This is a genomic window from Streptomyces sp. NPDC047315 (assembly GCF_040643215.1).
Lineage (GTDB): Bacteria > Actinomycetota > Actinomycetes > Streptomycetales > Streptomycetaceae > Streptomyces.
Map to the genome: position 1 here is coordinate 1 of NZ_JBEYTZ010000084.1, position 5,593 is coordinate 5,593.

Consider the following 5,593-nt stretch of genomic DNA (forward strand, 5'->3'; position numbering starts at 1 on the left):
TGAACGCTTTCGATCATCAGGACATCCCGTTCGAGCGACTCGTCGAAACACTGAACCCCGAACGCTCCACCGCCTACCACCCCCTCTTCCAGGTGATGTTCGCCTGGGAGAGCTTCACCCCCGAAGACCTCGAACTGGCCGCCCTCCATGCTCGGTTCGAGCCCGTGCCCAACGAAACCGCCAAGTTCGATCTGCTGGTCAGCATGGTCGAGACCGCCGGGCAGGGGGTCACCGGCGAGGTCGAGTACGCCACCGACCTGTTCGACCACAGCACCGCACAGGCCCTGGCAGACCGCTACGTCCAGATGGTGCGGCAACTCGTCGTCGAGCCGACCCTGCGGGTGGGGGGAGTCGACGCGCTGACGCCTGCCGAGCGGGACCTCGTGGTGCGCCAAGTGAACGACACGAAGGCACCCACCCCCCACCTCACGATCCCCGCGCTCTTCGAACGGCAGGCCGCCGCCACACCGGACTCGATCGCCGTCGTCAGCGACGACCGCACCCTGACCTACCGCGAACTCAACCACCGCGCCAACCGACTCGCCCGCGAACTCCTCCGCCACGGCGTGGGCCCCGAGGACCTGATCGCCCTCGCCCTGCCACGCTCGGCCGACCTCGTCGTCGGCATGCTGGGGATCGTGAAGACCGGCGCCGGATACGTCCCCGTCGACGTCCGTTTCCCGAACGGTCGTGTCCACCACGTCATCACCGACTCCCGCCCGCGGTGCATCCTCGCCCACACCACGACGCAGGACGTACTGCCGGACGGCGCCGACGGGCCCCCGCGCGTGCTCCTGGACCGGCTGGATCTCGATACGGGCGACGGCACGGACGTCCTGGACAGCGAACGAAGCGCCCCACTCGACCCGCAGAACACCGTGTACGTCATGTACACCTCCGGCTCCACCGGAGTGCCGAAGGGCGTCACCATCACCCACCACGGGGTGGTCAACGGCGTCCTCCGCCTCGCTGACGCCGTCGGCATCACGGCCGGCTCCAGGGTCCTCGGGGGTACGTCGATCGCCTTCGACGTGTCGGTGTTCGAGATCGTCACCGCACTCACCAACGGCGGCTCGGTCGAGGTGGTCCGCGACGTCCTGGAGCTGGCCGAACGGGGCAGCTGGTCCGGCGCCGTCATCAGCGCCGTACCGTCGCTCTTCGCCGAACTCCTCGACGAGGTCGGCGCGAACATCGAGGTCGACACCCTGGTCTTCGCCGGTGAGGCGCTGCCCGCAGCCCTGGTCGCACGGGTGAGAGCGGCCCTGCCCCGCACCAGGGTCGTCAACGCGTACGGGCAGAGCGAGAGCTTCTATGCGACCTTGTCGAAGGTCCCGGACGCGCACGCGCACACGGACCGCGTGCCGATCGGCAGGCCCCTGGGAAACATGCGGACCTACGTACTGGGGCCCGGCCTCACCCCCGTGGCGCCCGGCGTGGTCGCGGAACTGTACGTCGCCGGCGCCGTGGGCCGCGGCTACCACGGACGCCCCGGCCTCACGGGCGAGCGTTTCGTAGCAGACCCGTACGCCCCCGAGCCCGGCGGGCGGATGTACCGCACCGGCGACCTGGCGCGCTGGACTCCGGACGGTCAATTGGAGTACGCCGGTCGCGCCGACGCCCAGCTGAAGGTGAGGGGACTACGCATCGAACCGGGCGAGGTCGAGGCCGCCCTAACCGCCCACCCCGGCGTCGCCCAGGCAGCGGTGGCCGTCCGGGACGGTCGAGTGGGCGACCGGCAACTCGTCGGATACCTCGTGCCCGTCGCCAACGGGGGCGCCGACGACATCGACATCACCGCCAGCTCGACCGCCGGCGAGATCCGCAGGTTCGCCGCCGACCGGCTGCCGGAGTACATGGTCCCCGCTCTCTTCGTCGTCCTGGACCGGCTGCCGCTGACCCCCAGCGGCAAACCTGACCGGGCGGCCCTGCCCCAGCCCGAGTTCACCGGCAGCGGGTACCGGGCTCCGCAGACGCCCGTGGAAGAAGTCATGGCTTCGGTGTACGCCGAGGTGCTCGGGGTGGACCGGGTCGGTGTCGACGACGACTTCTTCGCGGTCGGCGGCGACAGCATCCGCTCGATCCAAGTGGTGTCCCGGGCCCGCGCCCGCGGGGTGGATGTCACCCCACGCCAGATCTTCCAGGCCCGTACGGTCGCCGGCGTCGCTCAGATCGCCGCAGTACACCAGCAGGAGGCGCCGCCCGCACCACTGGCCGAGCTCGACGGCGCCGGCATCGGCCCGATGCCACTGCCCGCGATCGACCGACACCTGCGCGAACTCGGCGGCGACTGGTCACGGTTCGCGATGTCCGCCCTGGTGGAACTGCCGGACGACATCGACGAGACGGGGCTGACCGCCACCCTCAGCGCGGTCCTGGACCACCACGACGCCCTCCGCTCCCGACTGGAACCGGCCGACAACGGGAGCCTGCGGGTCCAGGCACCGGGCGAGGTGGACGTGGCACCGCTCCTCCACCGCGTACCGTGCGACGGCCGCTGGGACGACGGCTGGCACCAACGCGCCGCCGCCGAACTCGACGCCGCGACGCGCCGACTGGACCCCGAAGCCGGCACGATGGTGCAAGCCGTGTGGTTCGCCCCCGCCACAAGTCCGGGCCGGCTCCTGCTCGTCCTGCACCACCTCGTGGTGGACGGGGTGTCATGGCGCATACTCCTCCCCGACCTCGCCGCCGCATGGGGCCACGTCCGCGTGGGCCGCCCGCCGGCCCTGCCGCCCGTGACGACCTCCATGAGGCGCTGGACGCACGCCCTGTGCACCGAGGCCGAGACGGACAGCAGGGTTGCCGAGCTGCCGTTGTGGCGCACCGTGCTGGACGGCCCCGACCCGGTCCTCGGCATCCGCCGGCTCGACCCGACGGTGGACCGCATGCCCACGGTGGACACCGTGCGGGTGGAGCTGACGGGACAGGTGACCGCCGCCCTCCTCACCGCGCTGCCGGCCGCCTTCCGCTGCGGTGTCCACGACGGCCTCCTCACCGCCCTCGCCGCGGCCGTCGCCCACCGACGCGCGGCACACGGCGGCACCGAACGGTCCGTACTGATCGCCGTGGAAGGGCACGGACGCGAAGAGGGCGCCGTGCCCGGAGCGGACCTGTCCCGTACGGTCGGCTGGTTCACCAGCCACTTCCCGGTGCGCCTCGACACGTCCCGGTGCGACCTCGCCGAGGTGTTCCGCGGAGGACCGGCCGCAGGAGCACTGATCAAGACGGTCAAGGAGTCTCTGCGTGCCGTCCCGGACCACGGCATCGGCTTCGGACTGCTCCGCCATCTCAACCCGCGTACCGCGGCCGACCTACGACACCACCCCCTGCCACAGCTCGAACTGAACTACCTGGGTCGCATCTCCTCGACCGACATGCCCGACGAGCTGCGCGGCCTCGGCTTCCACCAGTCCACCGACACCGTGCAGCCCGCCGCGCACGACGCCGACCTCCCCGCACCGGCCGTCCTGCACATCGACGCCCAAACCGTCGACACCGCTCAGGGACCCCGGCTCGAAGCCGTGTTCTCCTTCCCCACCGGCGCGCTGGCACGCGACCACGCACAGGACCTGGCAACGCTGTGGCGAGGCGCCCTGGAAGGGCTCGCACACCACGTCACCCAACCAGACGCCGGCGGTCTCACCCCCTCGGACCTGCCACTGGTCACGGTGGAGCAACACGACATCGCAGAGTGGGAACGCAGCTACGGCGACCTGAGCGACGCATGGCCCCTCACTCCCCTGCAGGGCGGCCTGCTGTTCCACGCCCTCCTCGACGACGCGTCGTTCGACGACTACCACATGCAACTCGTCTGCCATCTGCGCGGGCCGATCGACCCGGAGCGCATGCACGACGCCGGCCGGGCCCTCCTCGCCCGCCATCCCAACCTCCGGGCGGCGTACGTACCCAGCAGGACCGGGGACTCCGTACAACTGGTGCCCCGAGACGTACGGCTGCCGTGGCGGCACGTCGACGCGACCGACCTGGACGAAGCAGGCCGGAACGCGACCGTCGAACAGTACCTCGCCGAGGACCTGAGCCACCCCTTCGAGCAGACGGCCCCGCCGCTGCTGCGCCTGGCCCTGGTGAGCCGGGACACGGACCACAGCGACCTCGTGCTGAGCGCGCACCACCTGCTCTTCGACGGTTGGAGCTTCCCGCTCCTGCTGCAAGACCTCCTGCGGCTCTACGGAGCAGGAGGCGAGGCCAGCGCACTTCCCAGAGCGCCCCAGTACCGGGACTTCCTGCGCTGGCTCAGCTTGCAGGACGCACCGGCCACGGCGCAGGCATGGAGGGATGAACTGGACGGCTTGACGGGACCCACCCTGCTGGCCTCGCCCGCCGCTCACGACCCGGCGCGGCAACCAGAGGCCACACCGGAACGCGACCGCTACGTCCAGGTGGCCGTGCCGCTGTCCGCAGCCGCCGCCCGTACGCTGGCGCGGCGGGCGGCCGAGCTGGGCATCACCCTCAACACCGTCGTACAGGGAGCCTGGGCCCTGGTGCTGGCTCGCCTCACCGGAAGAGAGGACATCGTCTTCGGGGCGACGGTGTCCGGCCGCCCGGCCGCGGTTCACGGTGCGGACACAATGATCGGGCTCTTCGCCAACACCCTCCCCATCCGGGTCCAGTGCACCTCGGCGACACCCGTCGGCGAACTCCTCATCCACCTCCAGCGCCGCCAGGCCGCGCTGCTCGACCACCACCACTACGGACTGGCGGGCACGCACCGGGCGGTCGGGACGAGCGTGCTGTTCGACACCCTCGTGGCCTTCGACTCCTACCCCGTGGACACCTCCGGCCTCAGCGAGGCGCACGCCACCTCGGGAATCACGGTCTCCGGCATCACTCCCCGGGCCACCACGCACTACGCGCTGACTGTCAACGCCGCCGTCGACCCCCTCCTGAGGCTGACGCTGCAACACCGACGGAACGTCCTGAGCAGCGAGATGGTCCAGGACGTCGCGGACGCCCTGGCCCGTGTCCTCACCCACATCGCGGCAGAGCCCAACCTGCCGGTCGGCCAACTGGACGTCCTCGATGCGGCCGAGCAGGCGGAGTTGCTGCGCACGGTCAGCGCCGCCGCTGAGGGCGCAGTGCACGCGCTGACGGGGCAGGCCCCGTACCGGGCGCCGCGCGGTGAGCGGGAGCGGGCCCTCGCGGAGCTGTTCGCCGAGGTGCTCGGTGTGGAGCGGGTCGGGATCGACGACAGCTTCTTTGACCTGGGCGGACACTCCTTGCTGGTGAGTCGGCTGGTGAACCGCGTACGGGCGGTGCTTGACACCGAAGTGTCAGCTCGCGCGGTGTTCGATTCGGCGACGGTGGCGCGACTGGCCGAGTGGCTGGCGGCCAGGGCACGTGCCGCCCGGCTGCCGCTGCGACGGACGCCGGTACGACCGGAGCACATACCCCTGTCGTACGCCCAGAGCCGCCTGAAGTTCCTCGACGAGCTGCTGCCCACGGCCACGTACCACCTACCGCTCGTCTTCCGCCTCACCGGTGAGGTGGATGTGGGGGTGTTGGGGTTGGCGTTGCGTGATGTGGTGGTGCGGCATGAGAGTTTGCGGACGTTGTTTGTGGAGGGTGGGGGTGG

At 70.9% G+C, this 5,593-nt stretch carries 1 protein-coding gene; it reads left to right on the forward strand.

Going from position 1 to position 5,593, the window contains the following annotated elements; genetic code table 11:
* On the forward strand, positions 1–5,593 hold a 5,593-nt coding region (locus ABZ842_RS38470), incomplete at both ends, for an amino acid adenylation domain-containing protein (RefSeq protein ID WP_361548443.1).